This is a genomic window from Streptomyces sp. NBC_01216, from assembly GCF_035994945.1.
In the GTDB taxonomy this organism is placed as follows: domain Bacteria; phylum Actinomycetota; class Actinomycetes; order Streptomycetales; family Streptomycetaceae; genus Streptomyces.
Genome location: NZ_CP108678.1, coordinates 82,523 through 101,186, shown reverse-complemented (window position 1 = coordinate 101,186; position 18,664 = coordinate 82,523). Strand labels below are relative to the sequence as shown.

Here is an 18,664-nt window from a genome sequence, read left to right as displayed (position 1 = left end):
GGGGAGGGTTAGGTGTCCTGGACGGTCAGGAACACCGGGGGACGGCCGTAGGACTGGATGAGGGCGTCCACGACCGCGCGGCCTGCGGCGGTGAGGTCCTGCTCGCCGGCGGTCCAGAAGCCCGCGAAGCACTCGGCGATCGGCGTGGCCGGGTCGGCGTCCGGTTCGCGCAGTGCCCAGCTCGCGCCCGTGGTGCCCAGCAGGAGGGCGGCCAGGAGGCCGGTCGAGCGCTCGGCGGCCTCGAAGTCGTTGTCGTCGAGGTCGGGGAAGGCGGCGGCCCACGGGCCGGGGTCGCCGATGGGCTCTTCATGCAGAAGGGCGTGCAACAGCAGGCCGCGGGAGCAGACCAGCATCGGTTCGTCGGCCGCCTCCGGCCACACGGCGTAGACGCTGGTGCCGCAGCCTCCGTAGCTGTCGAGGCGGGTCGGCCAGTTCACCAGGGAGCCAGTCATGGCGGTGCGGTCCATCCGCCGCCAGTAGGTCGTCACAGCCGCGCTCCGGCCGTCCGGGTGGGCAGAGGGCACCGGCGGGTGTAGGAGGCCAGGACGATGCCGAGGATGCCGTCCTCGTTGGCCTCGGGGTCGGTCACCTCGTTGTCGTGGAAGAAGTCGGCGGCGGCCTGGAACGCCGCTTCGAGGAGGGGGCCTTGTGCCTCGTACCGGTAGCCCTGGCGTTCGGTGTCCAGGGCGTAGTCGAAGGTGAACGTCCAGGATCCGCGCTGGTGTACGGGGGCGGTGGCCAGGTCGATGCCCTCGCCGATGACGAGGGCGGTCTCCCACACCGTCCAATCCGTGGTGAAGGCGGGGCGCGTCAGCTTGGCGATCAGCAGTCGGGCCCGCATGAGCGAGTGGAGCTGCGCGAGGCGGGCGGCTGGGAGAGGCGGGGCGCCGTCGGTCGTCTCGTAGATGTCGTACATGGGGTGGTCGGGGAAGGCGTGGGAGCCGTGGACAGCGAAGGTGCGGCCGGTGTCGGCGACCTGCCAGCGGTGCCGGTCGCCTGCGCCGGTCGGGGCTGCGAGCGAGGTGACGGCCTGGGTGTGGTCCCAGGGGTGCGCGGAGAGCATGAAGAGGAGTCCTCAGGGGTGTGTACCGGGACGGCGGTGCCTGCGCGGAGGTCCGGCGGCGTGCCGCGAGTGCGGGGCGAAGGCGCCCAGCATGATTGCCTAACTCTATGAGTGAGATTAATGAAGGTCAAGAGCCTTGGACTATTGCTTAAGTCCATGAATCTGGGTTACTGTGTGGGTGTCGCCGAACGAGGCGGCAGCTGATCGGCCGCCGATGACCTTTCTCGGCCTGGCCCGCCCTTACCGGCGCGCGTCCACTCGTCCCTTGCCGCGCCCTGTTCCAGCCGAGGAGTTACCGCACATGAAGCGAAGCCTGCGCCGCCACATAGAGGCCGCCATCAACCAGACCTGGAACCCCCGTCGATTCGACCGCCGCGGCCGCGTCACAGTCGTGCTCTCCTTCCCCGAAGCGGCGTTCTCCGATGCCCCGCAGTGGAGCCCCGGGTCCGGGTTCACCGCCACCGCCGGCGAGTACGCCTGGCTGCGCGACAACGGCGATGGAACGAGTACGGCGGTCGTCGCCGGGGTGGGCCCCAAGGAACTTCCCGGTGCGGACGGCGGGGAGTGGACCGAGCCGGAGGTCTGGACGGCCACGGCCCCCAACGACAGCCTCTTCATGGACAGCGGCGCCATGTGGGACAAGCCCCACCGCATCACCTGGCTGCTCGGCGAGCCCGGCGCGACCATCACCCGCGAGCCCTATCAGGGCCACCCCGCCGCCGCCGTCCATGCCTACTGGGACAACTTCCACGAGCAGTGGGGCTTCGTTCCGGGCCGGATGCACCGGGGCGAGTTCCCGTTCGCGGACCGGCGCCGCTTCGCCGTTCTGCACACCGAACCGGACTTCGGCAGCCTGCCCGACGAGGCGCAACTCCTGGAGACGGCCCACACCTTGATGCGCTCGTTCGGCGCGAAGGCCCGGGTCTACGCCTACGACCCCCAGCGCGGCACCACCCGCGATCCGATGCACACCGTCTCCGACGGCACGCTCTCCGACGTGCTGCGCGCCCTGGACCGCCGCGCCTCCCGCTGACCGCGACGACCATCCCTCTCACTTCTCAGGAGACCCTTGCCATGGCACCGCTTCCCGGCTCCCGACCCTCCACCAGCAACGCCGCCTTCACGGTGCGCGAGGCCCGCCCCGCCGACACCGAGGCCTTCATGCCGGTGATCGCCCTCGCCGACCCTCTCGACCCCGACCCCTTCGGCCTCGCGCGGGTCGTCCTGGCCTCGCCGCCCGTGCCGCCCCTCTCCCACGACCGGAATCTGGCCCTGGTCGCCGAGGACAACGAGACCGGTACCTTCATCGGCGCGCTGTTCGGCGGCCCGCCGCGCTGGCTGTTCACCCACCCCGGCATCGACAGCCTTCCCCTGTTGGACCACATGGTCCGCAGCCTGGGCATCATCAACGGCGTGGCAGTCCACCCCGACCACCGCCGCCGGGGCGTGGCCGCCGCCCTGATCGGCGCTGCCGAGCAGCGGTTCACGCGAGCCGGGTACGGCCTGGTGACGGTCGACCACGAGCCCGCCCTGGACGGCTTCTACCGCCACCACGGCTACACCATCGGCGACGCCCTCCTGGTCCACCTCCCGCAGCAGCGCCTCATTGGTATGACCACCGACGACACCCGCATGTCGGCCAAGCCGCTGCACCCGGCGGTTCGGCTCGCCGACGTCCCCGGCGCTCCCCACCGGGTCATCACCGGCCTGCTGCCCGGCGCATCCCTCCCCGCCGATGCCGTGTTCGACGGCACCCGCCTCCAGTACTGACGAGACGACCGACCGCCGGGCCCGGCCTACCCAGCCGGCCCGGCCCGCCGGCAGGAGCCCCCCGTTGCCGCCCCACCTGCACATCGCCGAACGCTGCATCCACGGCGAGACGAAGCGCATCCTGTGCGACCACCGCGTCGCCTGGCACCGCTACCGCGTACGGGAAGTACCGTGCTCACCCTCCTTCTGTAAACCGCCCGCCGAACCCGGGCTGCGGCAAGCCGGGACCGCTGACCGCGACTGAGCACCCGCCGCCCAACCACCCGCCGAGGACAGCCCCATGCCCCGCTTCCGCTGCGCCACCGCCGAGACCTACGACTCCGAGCTCCTCCGCGCCTGGACCGACTTCTGCGCCCGGCACCGGATCCCCGCCTCCCCCCGCTACCCGAGCGGCGACGCCGAGTCGGGCGCCTGCGACGGTGCGACGGTTATCTAGGGGTATCGACAGTGTTCGCGCCCGAAGACGACTTCCCAGCCGGAGGCCACGGCGGCCTGGCCACCCTAGCGACTCCCCTACGACTGGAGCGGGAACTGCGCGGCGAGCTTGTTGTCCACGACCGTCTGCGTGAAGCCCTTCGCGCCGGTCGCGGTGTCGCCGAGCGCGGCGAGCACCAGGACGGCGCGCAGCAGTACGTACCGGATGCGGGGGTCAGGGCCGTCCGCGAGTAGGTGGCCGCCCAGTCGTCCCAGACCTCCAGCGGCGACGGACCGGCCTGCCCTGGCACCGAGGCGGCCACCAGGTCGCGCACCAGCTCGGCGCACTCCTCCCGCCGGTCCGGCACGAACTTGGGGCTCCCAGCGGTGACGGAGGAGCCCACGATCGGGTCGGTGTAGAACTCCAGCGGCTTCACGGCCAGCAGCGGCGGCTCGATGCCGAAAACGACGCCCCCGACCACTTCGAGCAGCCGGGCCGCGCCGCGCTCCACCCCTTCGAAGCCGTGCGGCATGACGCGGGTCCGTACGAAGACCTCGGCCTCCAGGCCCCGACTGCTGTTGTCGGGGACGATATCGCCCTGGCGGTCGAGGTCGAGGGTGATGTTCCACGCGGCGTGGACGTCCAGCGCGGTCGGTTCGGTACGTCGGGGCATGGCTCCTCCAGGGCAGGGATGTGCTCGGAACCGCCACGGCGGCGGCCCCGCATCCCCGCGCACGCGGGGAGAATCCCGTCACCTGACGGGCAAGATCAGTATGTCGAAGGACACGCGCCGGCCGCAGCGTCCTCCACAACAGCCCGCGGCTCAGACGCCCAGGGCGCTGAACTGCGCCAGGAGTCGGGTTCGTTGGACTGCGGCTGCCAGGTCGAACGGTCGAACCCGGCCGGGTCGTGTGGTGGCTCGGGCACGTCTGGGACAAGGCCCGTTCCGACTGGCGCGATCTGTGACCGTGCGGCCGGGAAGGCGCAGGGTCAGCCCTGAGAAGATGAAGGGGGAAGGCCGGCGAACCACGTCGCGAAGGGAACCCAGGTGCCCGCGGGAGCCGCCAACAGGTTCTCCAGCGCGCCGAACCGCAGCGCCGCGCGGCTTCCGAGGGGGAACACCTCCCTGAGCATGTCCGCCTGCGGATCCAGGCTGTCGGGCCGGACCCGCTCCTCGAACAGCTGGTAGGACGCTGCCTCGGCGACGCGCAGCGCCCCTGCACGGTTCCCGACCACCAGGTAGGGGCAGACGCGAGCGGCGTAGGCGGCGCACGCCGCGTGCAGCGGTGGTTCTCGTACGAGCTGGGCGGCCGTCCCCTCCGACTCGCCGGCGATGAAGACCACCTTCGCGTCCCGGTCGATCGACGTACCGCACAGCTGGCAGCGCCGCCGGGCCATCGCCGTGCGCTGACGCCGGGGGCACATCTGCCCCAGCAGCGGAGTCCCGGTGCCGGTCGCGCAGTAGCACCACAGCACCGCGCCCTCCTCGGGGCTGCGGATTACCGACGACCGGCCCGGAGCGTCGCGGGGCTCCCAGAGCGTCGTCCAGCCCACCGGATATCCCCGGCTGTCGCGGGGCAGGCTGGCCACGGCCGGCGGCATCGGGACTTGCTTCCACCCGGGACGGGCTCGCATCTCTTCCACGCCGCCGATCCTCCCAGAGCGGCGACGCGCATCCACGGCCGGGCGGCGTCGACGGCGCCTCCATTCGGCCCGGCTCTTCTCGTAGATGCAGCAGAAACAAGGGGATTTCTTAACTCTAGGAGTTGATCTAGTGTTGAGTTGTCGCCCTGCCTGGGGCCCCACCCGCCGAGCAGAGGCCGACCGGCATGGCCTTCCTGGTGAACAGTCCGCGCCGAGCCCGGAATCCGGACGAAATGCGACCGGGTCCAGTGCTCTGCGTCAGGAGGTGCTGGCACCCGACTCAAGAGAAGAGGCAGTAGCAGATGGCTGGTCCAACGGGCACGATCGACGACCCGGTGCGCCTTGGTGAGCGACTCGCCACCGCGCGCGCCGAGCTCGAGACCGTGCGCGGCCGGGTGACGGCCCTGGAGCGCGAGGTCACGGATTTGGAAGAGCGGGTCGTGGCGGCCCAGAGTGCCGCGGCTCTGGCAGCCGGGGGAGCGGAGGGCGTTCTCGGCTGGTGGTCGGAGCGAGGCCGCGGACGGGACGAGCGCCATGCACGGACCGCGATGGGCGCGTGGATGCAGAGCGTGCATCCCTCTCTGAGCTGGCCGGACTTCAGGCCCGGCAAGGATCCCGTCAACATCGGCTGGCGGGTGGAGCGCTCGTCCACCCCGGAAGAGACAGCGGCGGTGGCCCGGGAGCTTGACCGCATCGGTGCGGCGGTGCGCGCCGTGCGATCGCAGGGCGTGCCGCTGGCCGGTCTGCACGTGCTCGTCATGGCGCCCCGGACCGGGCCGATGCGCTTCGGCGACCAGTTTCCGAAGCCCTGTCTCGTGGTTCGTCTCCAGCCTCACGGCTGGGACCTGGTCACTCCGTCCGAGCGGCCTCTCACGCTCGGGACCTGCCAAGAGGACTTCCTGCCCCTCCTCGAACAGGCCCTGGTGGCCGCGCTCGGCCTCGCGGCCGACGGCTGAACGAAGCGGGTCGAAACGTCGGGGGCCTGTCCGTACCGGAAGTCCGGTGCGGACAGGCCCCTTTCGCATGCCCGGTCAGGCGGACGCGATGCGGTTCGCGTCCAACAGCGCATTGATCAGGGCCACCGTCTCGGGCGCGGAATCGGACCCGCTTTCGATTTCGATGCGCGTCAGCTGATGAGCCGTCCGCTCCATCCCCTGGCGGTCACCGGTCTCGCTGTAGACGGTGAACAGGTCCCGGTAGAGGAGCTCGCTCATCGTGTCGCAGACCAGTCCCCGGGAGGCCGCTGCGAGCGCGGCACGGTAGTCGCGTACCGCCATGCGCCGGGTGGCGAGCTCGTGCGAGACGTCGACCACGGCCGAGATCATCTCCTGGATGTCGTACTCGGCCCAGGCGTACTTGGACTGGTTGATGTCGCTGAACGGGCGGCCGCGGACGAGCGCCAGCGCGTTGGCCAGCGCGGTGTCGGCCTCCGTGCCGGAGTAGTGCATCCCTTCCCGGTAATACGCCTGGAACTCCTGCCAGTCGCTGGTGACCTGGTCGTTGAAACGGTAGACGCCGCCCCTGATCGTCGGCAGGTAGGCGCCGGAGGGATCGTCGGCTGCAAGGAGCGGGTCACGGCCGAGCCAGGCCCGCAGCTTGGAGATCGCCGTGTTGCGGGTGTCGGCGAGTATCCGCTGGCCGGGCCAGATCGCCTCGTCGAGCTCGTGGCGGGACTTGCCCGGGTGCAGGACGAGCCAGGCAGCGATTTCGGTCAGCGCGTTGCGGCGGTACGACTCGACCTTGCCGAGGGTGCTGATCACGTCGACGGGTCCAAGGACGCGGATCTGCGGGGCGGACGGCGGGTCCGGCGGTGTGTTCAGAGCGGCCAGCACGCCAGAGGTGACAGCGGTGACCCGGGCGGCCGGCCGTGCGGGGGCCGCGGCTGCGGGATTGGCCGGGCGGGCCTCCGGACGTCCGAGGGCGGCCGGGGCGAGGGCGGATTCCTCCTGCGGCTGTTCGCCGGCGAGCTCGTCCAGGTCCTCGGGCTCCTGCGGCTCGGCCGTCGCCTCCTCCTCGGGGTCCTCCGTGTCGCGTTCGTCGAGAACCTCCTGGAGCGTCTCGTCGAAGAGCTCCTTGGGCAACGCCTCCCCCTCCTGTGCGGTTTCGGCTTCGAGCTCCTCCACGAGGTCGCTGCCGCCCGCGCCGGTGACCGAGGGAGCCAGGGCGCCGAGGCCGAGATCGGGCACTGCGGTGACGGAGGCGAAGCTGACCGAGCTGACCGCACGCACGATCGGGGCGACCGGCGGCGCTGCGGGCTGCTGCCCGTCGGCATCCTCCACCTCGGTGCCCTCGTCGTCGGCGTCGGGCTCCGTTGTGTCCTGCGCGAGGGCGGAGTCGCCCCGCTGCGGGACCGGGCTCGGGCCGTTCACCACGGCGGTGCCGTCGGGCGCGTGGGTCCAGGCGGGGGCGGCGACGTCGTCGGTGCGGGCAGCCGTGGTCAGCAGCTGAATCAGCGGCAGGTACGCCTCCTCCTCCAGCCTCTGCAGGGTGACGGTCAGATCCAGGCCGGGCAGCTGCACCAGACTGCCGGGCGCTGCCGGAAGCGTCCACGCGCCGGCGACCTCGAGTTCGTCACCGGCCTCGGTGACGATCGCGGTCGCGGTGCGGGGCCGTGAGGACAGCAGATCGGCCAGGGCCTCCGCCTCGTCGCCGCTGGGCGCGGTGGGGGCGATCAGCACCTTGGGGATCCAGGTGTCGCCGCCGTCCTCGGACAGGCGGGCCTGAGCGAGATCGTCGAGGTCGCCTGCTTCCAGAGCCCGGCGCTGCAGGGCGTCGTGGGCGCGCAGCTCCGGCAGGGCCTGCGCCAGATCCTCCTGGTACTCGACACGGATGGGGAAGACGCCGGCGAGCTCCTCACCGAGGCCGGCCAGGAGCAGCGTGGTGTCGTCGGAAAGGCCGGAGGACGCCAGCTCAACGGCTATGCCCAGCATGACGGCGCGGATGTCGGCGCCGGTGCCGGTCAGGCGCAGCGCGCCGACGGACTCGAGGTTGACGAGCACCGGTTCGCCGTCGGTGGTCTCCCCGAGGCTGACGAGCGCCGGGTAAGGGGGCATGGTGTCGCGGGCCTGGTCCTCGTCCAGGAGCTGGGCGCCGCGGGCCGGGCACCACCAGCGGTCCGGGCCTTCCTCCATCTCGGTGAACGGCGCGATCTGCGGGGTCGGCGCCGACAGGTACAGCTCCAGGCCCTTGGCGGTGACGCGGACGGCCTCCAGCGGCGGGAGCGGCTGCCCGGCCTTGGCGCAGTTGGCCGCCAGGGTGCGCAGGGCGAAGTCGACCAGGTCGAGGCCCTCGGGGTCGGAGGCGACCCGCAGCTGCTTCTCCAGGTCGGCCGTGGCAGTGGCCTGCTGCGGCATCGGGATGCGCCGCCGCGGGCGCCGGCGGCGCTGCTGGAGCGCGCGCCGACCGCCGAGGACACCCAGGACGGCGGCGGCGAACAGGCTGGTGGCGGCCAAGGCCACCGACGCGACGGAGGAGTCGTCGGCATCGTCGGACGGTGTTGCGACGGGGGTCTGGGACTGCTCGGCCGGGGCGTCCGGACGGGCAGTCGGCAGCCCACCGCCCGGCCGGTCCTTATCCGCGCCCAGGCCACCGGGGGTCTGGGCTGTGTCGCCCTTCCCGCCCTGCTCGGCCTCCGGGCCCGGCTTGTCCTGGGCGGGCGGCTGCGTCTGCTCTGCGCCGGGCCGCGCCTCGTCCTTGCCCTGCTCGGCGGACTGCTCGTGCGGCGGCTGCGCCTCTTCCGGCTTCGAGTTGCTCGGGTCGCTGTGGTCGGCGCCGGCTGTGGTGGGGAGCTGCAGCTTCCAGCCGGGGTAGATCTCGTCGGGGTCGCCGAGGGTACGCCCGTCGGCCTGCTCCACGCCCTTGTTCGCCTCGACGATCTTCGGGTAGGCATCGGCGTCACCGAGCTCGTCCTGGGCGATGCCGGTGAGGGTCTCGCCCGCGCGCACGGTGTGGGTTTCGGCCGCGGCCTTGGATCCGGCAGTCTGCGCCTGGGTTCCGCCCTGATCGGCGGTCGGGATCGGCGAGGCATCCGCGGGAAGCCGCAGGATCCAGCCCGGTTGCAGGACGGTGGTGTCGGCGGTGACGAGGGAGCCGTCCGCTTGGTGTACGCCGGCGTTGACGTCGATGATCCGGTGCCACTCGATGCCGGCACCCAGGCGCTTCTCCGCGATGTCCCAGAGGGTGTCGCCGTCCTGCACATGGTGGACGGGGCCGTCCCAGGCCGAAGAAGCAGAGGAGGCCTTGGCCGCGGGGGCCGCCGTGGCGTGGGTGTCGGCGACCGCGCTGGCCGTGGCCACGGTGGCAGGGGCAGCGCTGGCGGGCGTGGCCATCGCGGTACCCGTCGGCAGCAGCACGAGGATGCCGCCGACGAGCGCGCCGGCGAGCTGCTGGGACCCGCCCAGCATGCGGATCCGCGGCGCCCGGACGTGGCGCAGCGCGGCGCCCGTCTCCAGGACGACCGAGATCACGAAGCTGAGGTAGCCGTACCAGCCGATGAGGGTGACGGCACCCAGGAACAGCTGACCGGAGTCGGGGCTGGTGAGCGCCGTGGTGATCTCGTCGAAGCCCGGGAGATGGTCGGGTAGGACTCCGATGCCGAGCAGGACGGCGGGCACGCCGACCAGGAGGGCGATCAGAGCTACCAGGGCGAAGAGCGCGCGGACGAGCCTGGATGCGATGCTGCGGTTGTTCATGACCGTCACCCCCGGTAGACGAGATTGGCGCTGCCGTGGCCGGTGACCGTGCCGCTGGCCCCGCCGAGGAACACGGCCCGATACGACCCCGTCACGTCCACTTCCAGGGACGCGCCGTCCTCGCTCACGCTCACCGTGCCGCTGACTCCCGCGCGGCTGAGGTAGGTGCGCGCGGCGGCAACAGCCGCGTTGCGGTCGACGGTGATGCCTTGGCCGGAGATCGCCTTGCCCGCGTCGACGGCCTGCCCGCCGGCCCGCGCCGCCTCATGGGCGACGCCCTCGGCGTGGGTGAGCGCCCGGAGCCTGCCGGCGCCGTCGTAGACCAGGGCGGCCACGAGGAAGAGCGCCACGACGGTGACGAGGACGAACAGGCTCATCGCGCCGCGGTCGTGGCCGTCGCGCAGGGCGCGGCGGATCCGGGCGACGAGAGGGGGTCGGGCGGGAGTCATGCGGTGGTCCTGTCAGCCGCGCTGGCGGTAGGAGTCGATCGACGAGGTAAAGCTGCTGGTCAGAGTCTTGGAACCGGGCAAGCCGGGCAGTCCGATGTCGGAGAGCCGGACCGTGCACGTCACCGTGGCCGTGGTCGAGGCCGGCTCGCCGATCGCGGCGGAGAACCCGCCCGTGGAGATGGACACGGATGTGGAGGTGCACTCCAGCCCCTGCTGGCCCAGGACGCTGCGCGCCACCTGCGACCCCGCGTTGCTGGCCGAGCCGCCGCTGCGTTCCAGCGAGGCGGCGCGCGCGGCGTTGCGGGCGGCGGTGTCGACCGCGTTGCCGGCGGACCCGATGCGGCCGAACGCGACGACCAGCAGCAGCACCAGGATGAGGACGGGGAACAGGATGACCGCCTCCAGCGACAGCGCGCCGCGGTCGTCCTTGAGCCGTCGGGTGATGGTCACCGGGCCTCCGTGATGCGCTCGGTGGCCGCGTCCGCGTGCTGGTCGATCTTGAGCTTGAGGCCGGGGATCATCGTGTCGACGTAGCCGGTGACCCGGACACGCACCGTCGCACCCTTGCTGCCGCTGACCGACAGGCCGGAGATGCTGCCGCCGGCTCGGGAGAGGAAGTCGCGGGCCTCGGCGGTACCGGTGCCGGCGGATGCCCCGCGAACGCGGGCCGACTCCACACCCAGCTGGGCGGCCGACATCGCCACATTGCGGGCATGCCACCACAGCCCGACGTGCACGACCAGCAGGATCACCAGCAGCACGACGGGGAAGACGATCAGCATCTCCAGGGAGACGGCTCCGCGGTCCCGCGCGTCGCGCTCGGCGAACGCGCGGGACCAACGGCCGACAGCCCTGCGGAGGCGTGTCACTTGATCTCTTTCGCCTTCTCGTTGACCTTGGTGAGGATGACGCCGGCGGCGATGGCGGCGACGACCACGAGGCCCGCCACGATCATCATCGTCTCGATGGATATGGCGCCGCGGTCGTCGCGTGCGTTGCGCAGCCGGTCGACCTGGGCCCCGAAGAAGGCCTTGATGAACGCGAAGTTGGGGTCAGTTCCCATCGTGAGATTCCTTGTCTTGTGCGGGAGTTAGCTGGCCATGATCCGCGAGAGTGCGGGGTAGCCGATGTAGACGGTCATGATCAGGACGAGCATCGCGACGGGCATGACCATCTTTTCGCTGGCCATGTTCGCCTGGGCCTTCGCGGAGGTGACCAGGGCGCCGGAGAGCGACTTGGCCTGCGCGCCGAGGGTGTCGCCGACGGCCGCGCCCTCCTCGCCGGCGATCGCGATGATGTCGGCCGGTGCGCCGAGTTCGGGGACGTCGAGCTCGATGGACAGGCGCTTGAGGCCCTCCCACGGGCTGATGCCTTCCAGCTCGGCGCGGGTGATGGTGTCGCGGATCTTCGCGAAGACCCAGCCCTCGCCGACCTCGGCGGCCTTCTTCAGGGCCTGGGTGGGGGCCGCGTCCGCGGCACGCTCCAGCTGGACGAGCCTGAGGTATGCCTTGACCGCGTGCCGGAAGTCCTCCTTCGCCTCCACCGCCTGCTGCTTGAGCTGGAGGTCGGGCAGGAGCCAGAAGACGACCGCGAGACCGAGGCCGGCGATCGCCGGGACCGCGAAGGGGAACGGGTAGCCGGCCAGGTTGGCCAGGCTCACCGCCAGGACGGGCAGCAGCAGTCCGTAGAGGGCGAGGCCGATCTTGCGGCCCAGGTGGGCGGCGGGGGAGCGGCCCACGAGTTCCAGCTGCTGGCGGGGCAGGCGCAGGGTACCTTCTCCGGCGGTGCGCAGCAGGAGCGCGCCCGCCTTCTCCATCAGCGTGTTGGGCTGGCTGGCGCGGTTGCGGTCCAGGTTCTCCAGCCGGGTGGCATCCATCCGGGACAGGACGTCGCCGAGGTCGGGCCGGCCGGGCAGGATGCCGCGCGCGGCGATCACCAGGCCCAGGCCCGCGACGGCGCCGCCGACGACGGCGTACGGGGAGAAGATCACGACGCCTCCTCGGTGATCTGGCCGCCGGAGCGGTCGGCAGGGGACAGGAACCGGGGCGCGGGCTCGAGAATCGCCATGCGACGCATCCAGATCTTGACCAGGACGAACGCGACCGCCACGAAGACGAGGACGAACTGCCCAGTGAGGGTGTTGTAGGGCTCGACGTAGCTGCCGGAGAACGCCGTGATGCCGAAGATCCCGAGGCAGAAAATGGTCACCCAGCGGTCGTTGGTGCGCGGCTTCTGCCGGTCGGCTTCGACCTCGCGGCGCGCGAGGACCTCGTGTTGAAGAGCGTCGGCGAGCTCGCGCATGGCCTTGCTCAGGCCGCTACCGCGGTCCTCGACGTGCAGGATCAGCAGGGCGACGACCTCGTCGACCATGGCGTCGTTGAGGTCGTCGGCGAAGGCCCGGTAGGCGTCCTGAGGCACCCAGCCGGCCTGCTGCCGCGAGACGAGAAGCTGGACCTCCTCGCGGATCGCCTTCGGGACGGTCTCCAGGCTGCGCTGGATGGTGGCCTCCAGGCTCACGCCGACGGTGTGAATGTCGGACATGCGCCGCACCCACTCCTCGATCGCTTCGAGCTTGTCGATCTGCGACTTGCCGCTGCCGGAGGTGTTGAGCAGCCACGGCAGACCGAGCACGACAGCGACCGTGACGAGCCCACCGGTCAGCCAGCCGGTGAACAGCCACACGCCCAGGCCCGCCACAACGGCTCCGGCCATCCGGGCCTGGCCCCGCGCCCACCAGGAGGTAGGAGTGCGGGCGTCCTTGACGAACAGCGCACGGACCTTGCGCTCCAGACGGCTGCGGCGCCGCACCGTGGCCGACGGCGCCCAGCCGACGCCCCCGGCAACTGCCAGGACGAGACCACCGACGGCGGCCAGCCCGCCGAACGCAGCGAGCAGAGAGCTGAGGGTGAGCGTCACAGCGGCACCACCGTCTCCAGCGGCGCGCCCCAGCTGCCCCACGGCCGCTGCAGGATGCTGCGGTCCAGCCCGGCCCGCACCAGGTCATCCAGGCAGGCCTGGGAAATGTTGCCGTGCGGCACGGCCCGCGGCTCGCGCCGTCCGTCCTGCTCGCGCGGGGCGAAGACCATCTGGTGCGAGGGTCGGCCGCCCTCACCGATGCCGGTGATCTCCATGACGTGGGACACGAAGCGGTGCTTGCGTCCGTGCTGGCCGCCAGGTCCCACGAGTTCGGTCTCGTCGACCAGGCGCACATACACGACGAGGTCGACGGCCTGGGCGATGAGCCGGTAGGCCAGGGCCTCGGTCATGCCGATGCCGGCCTCCAGACACAGGGTGGCCAGACGCTCGATCGACAGCTGCGGGCTGCGGGCGTGGAGCGTGGCCATCGACCCGCCCTCGCCCTCGTTCATGGCGTGCAGCATCGGCACGACTTCCTTCGAGCGGACCTCGCCGACGATCACGCGCCGCAGCGACATACGCAGCAGCTGCGGGAACAGGTCGGACAGGGTCAGCTCGCCCTGGAGCTTGCCGTCCGGACCGCGCTCGCCGTTGGACTCGCGCCCCTCGTAGGCGACGACTTCCGGACCGTCGGGGTCCTCGTGGAGGTAGAGCTCGTACTCCGACTCCAGGGTGCCCACGCGTTCCTTGCTCGGGATCTCACGGGCCATGGCCCGCAGCAGAGACGTTTTTCCAACGCCCTGGGAGCCGACCACGATGACGTTCTTGCGGCCCTTGACTGCGGCCTTCAGGAAGTGTGCGAGCGAGGCGTCGATCGTGCCCCAGCGCACCAGGTCGTCCAGGCCTTGGTTGCGGGTGCGGTGGCGTCGGATGACGATGCTCGGCCTTGGCGTGACGTATGCCGAGGCCGCAAGGCGGGAGCCGTCGGCCAGCCGGAGGTTCAGGTTCGGGGTGGCGGGCGTCAGCGCGCGCTCGCCCTGCCCCTGCATCCGGGCGAGGTGGTTGATGAGGCTGATCAGATCGCGGTCGGTCTTCGCGATCGGGTCCCAGGTCCGCGTCGGGCGGTCGGCGTAGTCCACGCGGACCTTGTCGCCGTAGATGATGATGTTCTCGACGTGCCGGTCGTCCAGCAGCGGCTGGAGACGGCCGGCGCGGAACAGCTCGTCGAAAACGGCCTCGCGGACAGCGCGCTCCTGCTGAGCGGTCAGATCCTGGCCGCTGGCCGCGTACTTCGTCGCCCACTCCGAGACGACCTGCACGATGATCGACTGGCCGCGCTGCCGGCGGTCCTCCTCGGTCATGGAGGCGTCGGCGCCCGCGGCCTCGCCGATCTTCATGCTGGCGCGGGAACGCAGCTCGGCCAGCACCTCGTGACCGACCGGCAGTGTGACCGGGGTCGACGTATCGGGGACGCCGACGACGCTCTTGGGCACGCTGGCCGGCGACACCTGGGCAGGGACCGGCCGAAGGGCCGGCGCACCCGGTGCGGGGTGCTCGCCGAGGGCCTGGGTGAACAGGGCGGTGTAGTCGGTGGCCGGGGACTCCGGCCGGGTGTCGGTCATGATGCCCTCCCGGCAAAGGTCGGCAGCGCGGCCGGCTGCAGCTGGACGCGGCGCCTGGTCACCAGCTCGTTGATGGTTTGATGGGCCGGCCGGGCGGAGCGCAGCAGCGACTTCGGCAGCTTCTTGTACGCCCCGTGGGTGAGGACATCGGCGCTGTCGGCGTCCCACGCGAGCATGCCGACCACGGGGGCTTGCAGATGCTGCTGGACCTGGCTGGAGTTGAAGGATCCCTCCTCGATCAGCAGCAGGCCGAGCGCGTCGGACCCCGTTCCGTGATGCGCCAGTTCCTCCCGCAGAACCCGCATGGCCGGCGCCGCCGCCGCGATGGAGGCCTGTGTGGTGCGCACCACCATGAGCACGGCGTCGGCGCGGTGGAGCAGCGGTGTCGGGTAGCGGGTCGTGGACAGCCGGGTCTCGGACTCGGTCAGGATGCGGCCGGCGTCGATGATCACGTCGTGGCCGGTCTGGTCCATCACGCCGAGCAGCCGGGAGATCGGCTCCCAGGTGCGGCTGAGCGAGGCGGCCTGGGTGGGGTCGGTCAGCCCCGGAAGGAGCAGCCGCTGACCGGTGTTGTCGCGGTCCAGGCTCACGAAGTGCTGGCTGAACTCCCTGGCGAGCGTGCCCTGGCGGTCCGCGGCCGCCAGGCGGTGCAGACCGGTGGAGGCGTTGCCTTCTCCGCCGAGGTATCCCGCACGGATGGTGCCGCCCGCCGGGTCGGCCTCCACCAGCAGGGACGGCTTCGGCGAGGACAGGGCGAGGGCGAGCGCGGAGCAGGTGACGCCGGCGGACTTGCCGGAGACCAGCGCGATGACCGACATCAGCTGGCCGCCTTCAGCACGATGGTCACCGCGCCCCTGGCCGTCCAGGTGGCCAGGGGCGGGCTGTCCGTTCCCGCGACGGCAACGTCCACGACGACCGCCCCGTTCGCGTCGGGGGACGAGAGACCCACGACGACGGCGCTGATGCTGTCGGGGGCCTTCTGCGAACCTGACTTCGCCGCCTGGGCGTCGTCCTGCGGCGTGTGGACGAGGGTGACCTCGTCGCCGGTGCGCAGCCGCTGCGCCGGGAGCTGTCCGGGCTTGGCCAGGATGCCCACGGTGTCGCGGCCCTTGGCGACCGGCGTGCCCTCGTGCACCGAGGCGTCGGTGACGAGGCTTCCCTTGGGCAGGTCGGCGGCCGCGGTCTTGCCGACGATGTCGCTGCTGCGGCTGACGGGCACCGGCGCGAGCGCGGCGTCGGGAGCGACCTGCGCCACGACCAGGTCGGTCTTCTTGACGGTCTCACCCGCCTTGACGTCGTGGGCCAGCGCGATCACCGGCACGCGGTTGCCGGCCTCGTCGACCTGCCACACGGCGAGAAGCGCGCCGACCGCGGCCAGCGCCAGGCCGGCGCCGACGACGACCGGCCGCCGTCGGCGGCGCGGAGCGTCCTGCGATATCGGCAGCGGCCCCGCTGCTGCGGGTGCCGTCTCGGCGGTCTTCTTGTTCGCGAACGTCGTCGCCATGGTTACTGGATTTCCTCGTTAGTTGACGACCTGGAGCTCGCCGATGTTGATCGCGGTTCCAGCGTTGCGTGTCTCGTTCGGCAGCGTGCCCGTCTCACCGTTGGTGGCGGTCCACTCGATCACCCACGCGCTCGTCGCGGTGATCTTGTAGGAGCCGCCGTCGGGCACCTTGGTGTAGGTGTGGCCGCAGTCCGGGGACTCCTGCTTGCCGTAGGACTTCTCGTACGGAGTGCCGGGCTTGGTGCAGGTCACGGATGTGCCGTCGCCCATGCCCCAAGTGATGGACTTGACGTGCGCGGTCGCCGTCACCGACAGACCGCCGGCCGACGCGGTGGTCGAGAGCGGCCCCCAGGTGTTGGGCGTCTGGGCGGTCCACAGCCACACCGGCATGCCGATGAGGCCCTTGGCCCCGGCCGGGGGTGCGCTGCCGACCTTGGCGCCGTCCAGTCGCATCATGCTCAGCGCGCGCTGAGCCAGCTCCGCGGCGGAGGGGCCGGTCTGCCCGAGCGGATCCGTCGCGGACCAGCGGGCGAAGCCGTCGGCCGGGGTGGGGCGGCCATGGACCTGAGCCATGCACGCGAAGCCGTAGATGGCGCCGGTGGTGTTGCCCTGCCAGACGGGGTCGGACTTCGGCGGCTGCGGGTCCAGCTTCCGGATCCAGCAGCCGTAGAACTCACTCCAGGTCCCTACGCCGGGGATGTAGCACTCCCAGCCGGGGCTTCCTGGGCGTTCCTTCGCGCCGGTCTCGCAGGTCTTGCCGTCGCCCTTGCCGCCGCCGCCTCCACCACCGCCGCCGCCTCCACCGCCTCCGCCGCCACCACCGGGGTGTCCGGGGACTTCGACGCCGGTGCAGATCCAGGTGATGTTGCACCCGCCGACGTCGGTGCCGCCTCCATCGGCCCAAGCCTGGGAGGGAAGGAGCAGGTAGACGATGCCTGCGAGCGCGGATACGACGGCTGCGGCTTTGCGGGTCAGCATGTGCGTTCCTGCTGCTGGGTCTCGACGATCATCCACTTGTCGCCGACGGTCCGCGCGGAGACGGTGGTGACGAACCGGGTGAGCCGCTCCTTGGGCAGCTTCACCTCGTCCCCGGTCTTCTCCTTGAACATCTTCCAGTTCGTGACGTCGACGCAGTCGGTGATCGTGGCCTTCTTCGGCGACTCGTCCAGGCTGACCGCCGTGACGTCCGGAGAGATCTTCGGCTCACCCTTGAGGACGTTTCCGCCGATCCTGAGTGCGACGAGTTCGGACTCGGTCTTGCCGAGGGCCTTGTCGAAGGCGTACTTGTCCAGGCCCGTGTCGACGGGGCTGGCCTTCGCGTACGCCTTGATCTGCGCATCCCAGTAGCTGCGGTAGACGGCCAGCACCTCGGCCTTGGCCGCAGCCTGCGGGTCCGCCGTGGGGGACTGAGACGGACTCGAGGTGGCCGTCGGCTTGGCCGGCGCCCCCTCGCTGCAGGCGGTGAGCGAAGAGGCCGCGGCGGTGATCATCGCGACGGTCAGGCCAGCAGTACGTATTCGAGTCCTGGTGGTGAATGTCACTGGCATATCCCCGTGTGTGAGTCGCGGTCAGTAGATGGGTGGCGTGGGTTCCCGGGGCCTTTGAAGGGGCTCGGGGAGGCAGACGGTGGGGCTATGCGGCGGCGCTGCTGGACGTCACGCGAATTTCCGCTGGCAGCACCCGTAATGGATGCCAAGGGCGGGCGGCGGACGGACGTGGCGCTCCGCATGGGAGTGGGTGATCAAATGGATAAGGAGCCGAAATTGCCCGCTGCAGAGACGTCACATGCTTTTAGCGACGGCCGCGCGGCGGCCGGCTGCCGGTGGCGGCGTCCAGCGAGCGCAACAGCTGCTCGACCGTGACCTTCAGCAGTTCGGCGGCCAGCCGGACCTTGGACTCGTCGAGCGAGGAAAGGCCCCGCTCGATCCGCGACCACCGGGCCTGGGCGATGCCCAGCCGGTGCGCTAGCGCGCTCTGGCTCCAGCCGGCCAACAGCCGCAGCCTCTGCACATCGTCCGACCTGCCGGTCGACAAGAGCGCGTCCAGTGGCACTCTCAGGCTGTCGGCTAGGGCCTGGGCCGTCGGCAACTGGGGCTTTCGTCGGCCCTGTTCGTACAGGCAGATGTGGGTGCCGGCCACCCGTGCGCCGCGCGTGCGGGCCATGGCCGCCAGGTCGTCCTGCGACAGGGAGGCCGTGGTGCGCAGTCGGCGCAGGGCCGTGGCGCTGAAAGCTGATACTCCGCGGTTCGCCACGTAGCTCCGTCTCGACGGGGATCTCGAGGTATTCCTCGCCGGACGGGCTGGTCTCGCCCGTGCGGGAAGCCGTCGATGACGTAGCGGATGCACGCTGCCCGGCCGCCAAGTACGTCCGCACTTCTTCGGATTGGCTTGCGCCCCGAATTTGATAGGGAGTCAGCATTCCGTTGAAATGCACACGACCCCCCTCCCCGCGACCGCACGTACGTGTGCGGATAGTGCTCGCCCCGTGACTGAATCTGACCGGTAACTTATACGAATCTTGCACGGCCTTTTCCGGCCGTCAAGATCTATTCTGACGATGATCTTGCGTTTTGTCGCTTATGCCCGATCTGTTCCAGCGTGGCGCTGACCTGGCCATCTGTCCGACAGTGGTCGGTGGGGCACCCATCTA

The 18,664-nt window shown here is 71.0% G+C and carries 22 protein-coding genes; 5 read left to right on the top strand and 17 right to left on the bottom strand.

What is annotated here, in order from left to right; genetic code table 11:
• Positions 1-8: 8 nt before the first annotated feature.
• Together OG393_RS32950 and OG393_RS32945 are read right to left on the bottom strand one after the other, a co-directional pair.
• Complete coding sequence (locus OG393_RS32950) at positions 9-488, bottom strand: hypothetical protein (protein WP_327378736.1); 480 nt, start codon at positions 486-488, stop codon at positions 9-11.
• Complete coding sequence (locus OG393_RS32945) at positions 485-1,063, bottom strand: hypothetical protein (protein ID WP_327378735.1); 579 nt, start codon at positions 1,061-1,063, stop codon at positions 485-487. The genes OG393_RS32950 and OG393_RS32945 overlap by 4 nt, the downstream gene beginning before the upstream one ends.
• Before the next feature lie 301 nt (positions 1,064-1,364).
• Here OG393_RS32945 and OG393_RS32940 point away from each other — a divergent pair, with 301 nt between their 5' ends.
• From OG393_RS32940 to OG393_RS32925, 4 genes are all read left to right on the top strand, one after another.
• Positions 1,365-2,096 carry a hypothetical protein gene (locus OG393_RS32940; RefSeq protein WP_327378734.1) on the top strand — a complete coding sequence of 244 codons (732 nt, stop codon included), beginning with the start codon at positions 1,365-1,367 and terminating at the stop codon, positions 2,094-2,096.
• Between the two features lie 41 nt (positions 2,097-2,137).
• Positions 2,138-2,833 (top strand): GNAT family N-acetyltransferase, encoded by a 696-nt coding sequence (locus OG393_RS32935; protein WP_327378733.1) that lies wholly within the window; start codon positions 2,138-2,140, stop codon positions 2,831-2,833.
• A gap of 64 nt (positions 2,834-2,897) precedes the next feature.
• Entirely contained in the window at positions 2,898-3,077 is a 180-nt protein-coding gene (locus OG393_RS32930) for a hypothetical protein (protein ID WP_327378732.1), read from the top strand.
• A 36-nt stretch (positions 3,078-3,113) separates the two neighbouring features.
• Positions 3,114-3,269, top strand: coding sequence for a hypothetical protein (locus OG393_RS32925; RefSeq protein ID WP_327378731.1), 156 nt, complete (start codon positions 3,114-3,116; stop codon positions 3,267-3,269).
• Here OG393_RS32925 and OG393_RS32920 read toward each other — a convergent pair.
• Together OG393_RS32920 and OG393_RS32915 are read right to left on the bottom strand one after the other, a co-directional pair.
• Positions 3,262-3,921, bottom strand: a complete 660-nt coding sequence (locus tag OG393_RS32920) for a hypothetical protein (protein ID WP_327378730.1) — start codon at positions 3,919-3,921, stop codon at positions 3,262-3,264. The genes OG393_RS32925 and OG393_RS32920 overlap by 8 nt on opposite strands.
• Before the next feature lie 317 nt (positions 3,922-4,238).
• Positions 4,239-4,892, bottom strand: a complete 654-nt coding sequence (locus OG393_RS32915; protein WP_327378729.1) for a hypothetical protein — start codon at positions 4,890-4,892, stop codon at positions 4,239-4,241.
• A 302-nt stretch (positions 4,893-5,194) separates the two neighbouring features.
• Between OG393_RS32915 and OG393_RS32910 the strand changes: the two genes are divergently transcribed.
• Positions 5,195-5,848, top strand: a complete 654-nt coding sequence (locus OG393_RS32910; protein ID WP_327378728.1) for a hypothetical protein — start codon at positions 5,195-5,197, stop codon at positions 5,846-5,848.
• 75 nt (positions 5,849-5,923) lie between these two features.
• On the opposite strand, the gene OG393_RS32905 is transcribed toward OG393_RS32910, so the two are convergent.
• From OG393_RS32905 to OG393_RS32845, 13 genes are all read right to left on the bottom strand, one after another.
• Positions 5,924-9,583, bottom strand: a complete 3,660-nt coding sequence (locus OG393_RS32905) for a LysM peptidoglycan-binding domain-containing protein (RefSeq protein ID WP_327378727.1) — start codon at positions 9,581-9,583, stop codon at positions 5,924-5,926.
• 5 nt (positions 9,584-9,588) lie between these two features.
• Entirely contained in the window at positions 9,589-9,960 is a 372-nt protein-coding gene (locus OG393_RS32900; RefSeq protein ID WP_327378958.1) for a hypothetical protein, read from the bottom strand.
• Between the two features lie 84 nt (positions 9,961-10,044).
• Complete coding sequence (locus OG393_RS32895; RefSeq protein WP_327378726.1) at positions 10,045-10,482, bottom strand: TadE/TadG family type IV pilus assembly protein; 438 nt, start codon at positions 10,480-10,482, stop codon at positions 10,045-10,047.
• Positions 10,479-10,901 (bottom strand): TadE/TadG family type IV pilus assembly protein, encoded by a 423-nt coding sequence (locus tag OG393_RS32890; protein WP_327378725.1) that lies wholly within the window; start codon positions 10,899-10,901, stop codon positions 10,479-10,481. Before OG393_RS32890 ends, OG393_RS32895 begins: the two co-directional genes overlap by 4 nt.
• Positions 10,898-11,095, bottom strand: coding sequence for a hypothetical protein (locus OG393_RS32885; protein ID WP_327378724.1), 198 nt, complete (start codon positions 11,093-11,095; stop codon positions 10,898-10,900). Before OG393_RS32885 ends, OG393_RS32890 begins: the two co-directional genes overlap by 4 nt.
• 27 nt (positions 11,096-11,122) lie before the next feature.
• A complete protein-coding gene (locus tag OG393_RS32880) occupies positions 11,123-12,022 on the bottom strand; it encodes a type II secretion system F family protein (protein ID WP_327378723.1) in 900 nt (299 codons plus the stop codon).
• On the bottom strand, positions 12,019-12,948 hold the full coding sequence (locus tag OG393_RS32875) for a type II secretion system F family protein (RefSeq protein WP_327378722.1): 930 nt from the start codon (positions 12,946-12,948) through the stop codon (positions 12,019-12,021). Before OG393_RS32875 ends, OG393_RS32880 begins: the two co-directional genes overlap by 4 nt.
• Complete coding sequence (locus OG393_RS32870) at positions 12,945-14,510, bottom strand: CpaF family protein (RefSeq protein WP_327378721.1); 1,566 nt, start codon at positions 14,508-14,510, stop codon at positions 12,945-12,947. The genes OG393_RS32875 and OG393_RS32870 overlap by 4 nt, the downstream gene beginning before the upstream one ends.
• A complete protein-coding gene (locus OG393_RS32865) occupies positions 14,507-15,328 on the bottom strand; it encodes a hypothetical protein (protein ID WP_327378720.1) in 822 nt (273 codons plus the stop codon). The genes OG393_RS32870 and OG393_RS32865 overlap by 4 nt, the downstream gene beginning before the upstream one ends.
• Positions 15,328-16,014, bottom strand: coding sequence for an SAF domain-containing protein (locus OG393_RS32860; protein WP_327378719.1), 687 nt, complete (start codon positions 16,012-16,014; stop codon positions 15,328-15,330). The genes OG393_RS32865 and OG393_RS32860 overlap by 1 nt, the downstream gene beginning before the upstream one ends.
• Positions 16,015-16,032: 18 nt before the next feature.
• Positions 16,033-16,992, bottom strand: coding sequence for an ATP-binding protein (locus tag OG393_RS32855; protein WP_327378718.1), 960 nt, complete (start codon positions 16,990-16,992; stop codon positions 16,033-16,035).
• Positions 16,986-17,561: a hypothetical protein gene (locus OG393_RS32850; RefSeq protein ID WP_327378717.1), complete on the bottom strand. Its 576-nt coding sequence runs from the start codon at positions 17,559-17,561 to the stop codon at positions 16,986-16,988. Before OG393_RS32850 ends, OG393_RS32855 begins: the two co-directional genes overlap by 7 nt.
• Before the next feature lie 244 nt (positions 17,562-17,805).
• Positions 17,806-18,267, bottom strand: coding sequence for a helix-turn-helix domain-containing protein (locus tag OG393_RS32845; RefSeq protein ID WP_327378716.1), 462 nt, complete (start codon positions 18,265-18,267; stop codon positions 17,806-17,808).
• Between the last annotated feature and the right edge of the window lie 397 nt (positions 18,268-18,664).

What these genes read in the sequence shown, in the direction of transcription:
- OG393_RS32945 (WP_327378735.1), bottom strand. Translation starts at nt 1,063, where the DNA reads ATGCTCTCCGCGCACCCCTGGGACCACACCCAGGCCGTCACCTCGCTC.
- OG393_RS32940 (WP_327378734.1), top strand. Translation starts at nt 1,365, where the DNA reads ATGAAGCGAAGCCTGCGCCGCCACATAGAGGCCGCCATCAACCAGACC.
- OG393_RS32935 (WP_327378733.1), top strand. Translation starts at nt 2,138, where the DNA reads ATGGCACCGCTTCCCGGCTCCCGACCCTCCACCAGCAACGCCGCCTTC.
- OG393_RS32925 (WP_327378731.1), top strand. Translation starts at nt 3,114, where the DNA reads ATGCCCCGCTTCCGCTGCGCCACCGCCGAGACCTACGACTCCGAGCTC.
- OG393_RS32920 (WP_327378730.1), bottom strand. Translation starts at nt 3,921, where the DNA reads ATGCCCCGACGTACCGAACCGACCGCGCTGGACGTCCACGCCGCGTGG.
- OG393_RS32910 (WP_327378728.1), top strand. Translation starts at nt 5,195, where the DNA reads ATGGCTGGTCCAACGGGCACGATCGACGACCCGGTGCGCCTTGGTGAG.
- OG393_RS32905 (WP_327378727.1), bottom strand. Translation starts at nt 9,583, where the DNA reads ATGAACAACCGCAGCATCGCATCCAGGCTCGTCCGCGCGCTCTTCGCC.
- OG393_RS32900 (WP_327378958.1), bottom strand. Translation starts at nt 9,960, where the DNA reads ATGAGCCTGTTCGTCCTCGTCACCGTCGTGGCGCTCTTCCTCGTGGCC.
- OG393_RS32885 (WP_327378724.1), bottom strand. Translation starts at nt 11,095, where the DNA reads ATGGGAACTGACCCCAACTTCGCGTTCATCAAGGCCTTCTTCGGGGCC.
- OG393_RS32870 (WP_327378721.1), bottom strand. Translation starts at nt 14,510, where the DNA reads ATGACCGACACCCGGCCGGAGTCCCCGGCCACCGACTACACCGCCCTG.
- OG393_RS32865 (WP_327378720.1), bottom strand. Translation starts at nt 15,328, where the DNA reads ATGTCGGTCATCGCGCTGGTCTCCGGCAAGTCCGCCGGCGTCACCTGC.
- OG393_RS32860 (WP_327378719.1), bottom strand. Translation starts at nt 16,014, where the DNA reads ATGGCGACGACGTTCGCGAACAAGAAGACCGCCGAGACGGCACCCGCA.
- OG393_RS32855 (WP_327378718.1), bottom strand. Translation starts at nt 16,992, where the DNA reads ATGCTGACCCGCAAAGCCGCAGCCGTCGTATCCGCGCTCGCAGGCATC.
- OG393_RS32850 (WP_327378717.1), bottom strand. Translation starts at nt 17,561, where the DNA reads ATGCCAGTGACATTCACCACCAGGACTCGAATACGTACTGCTGGCCTG.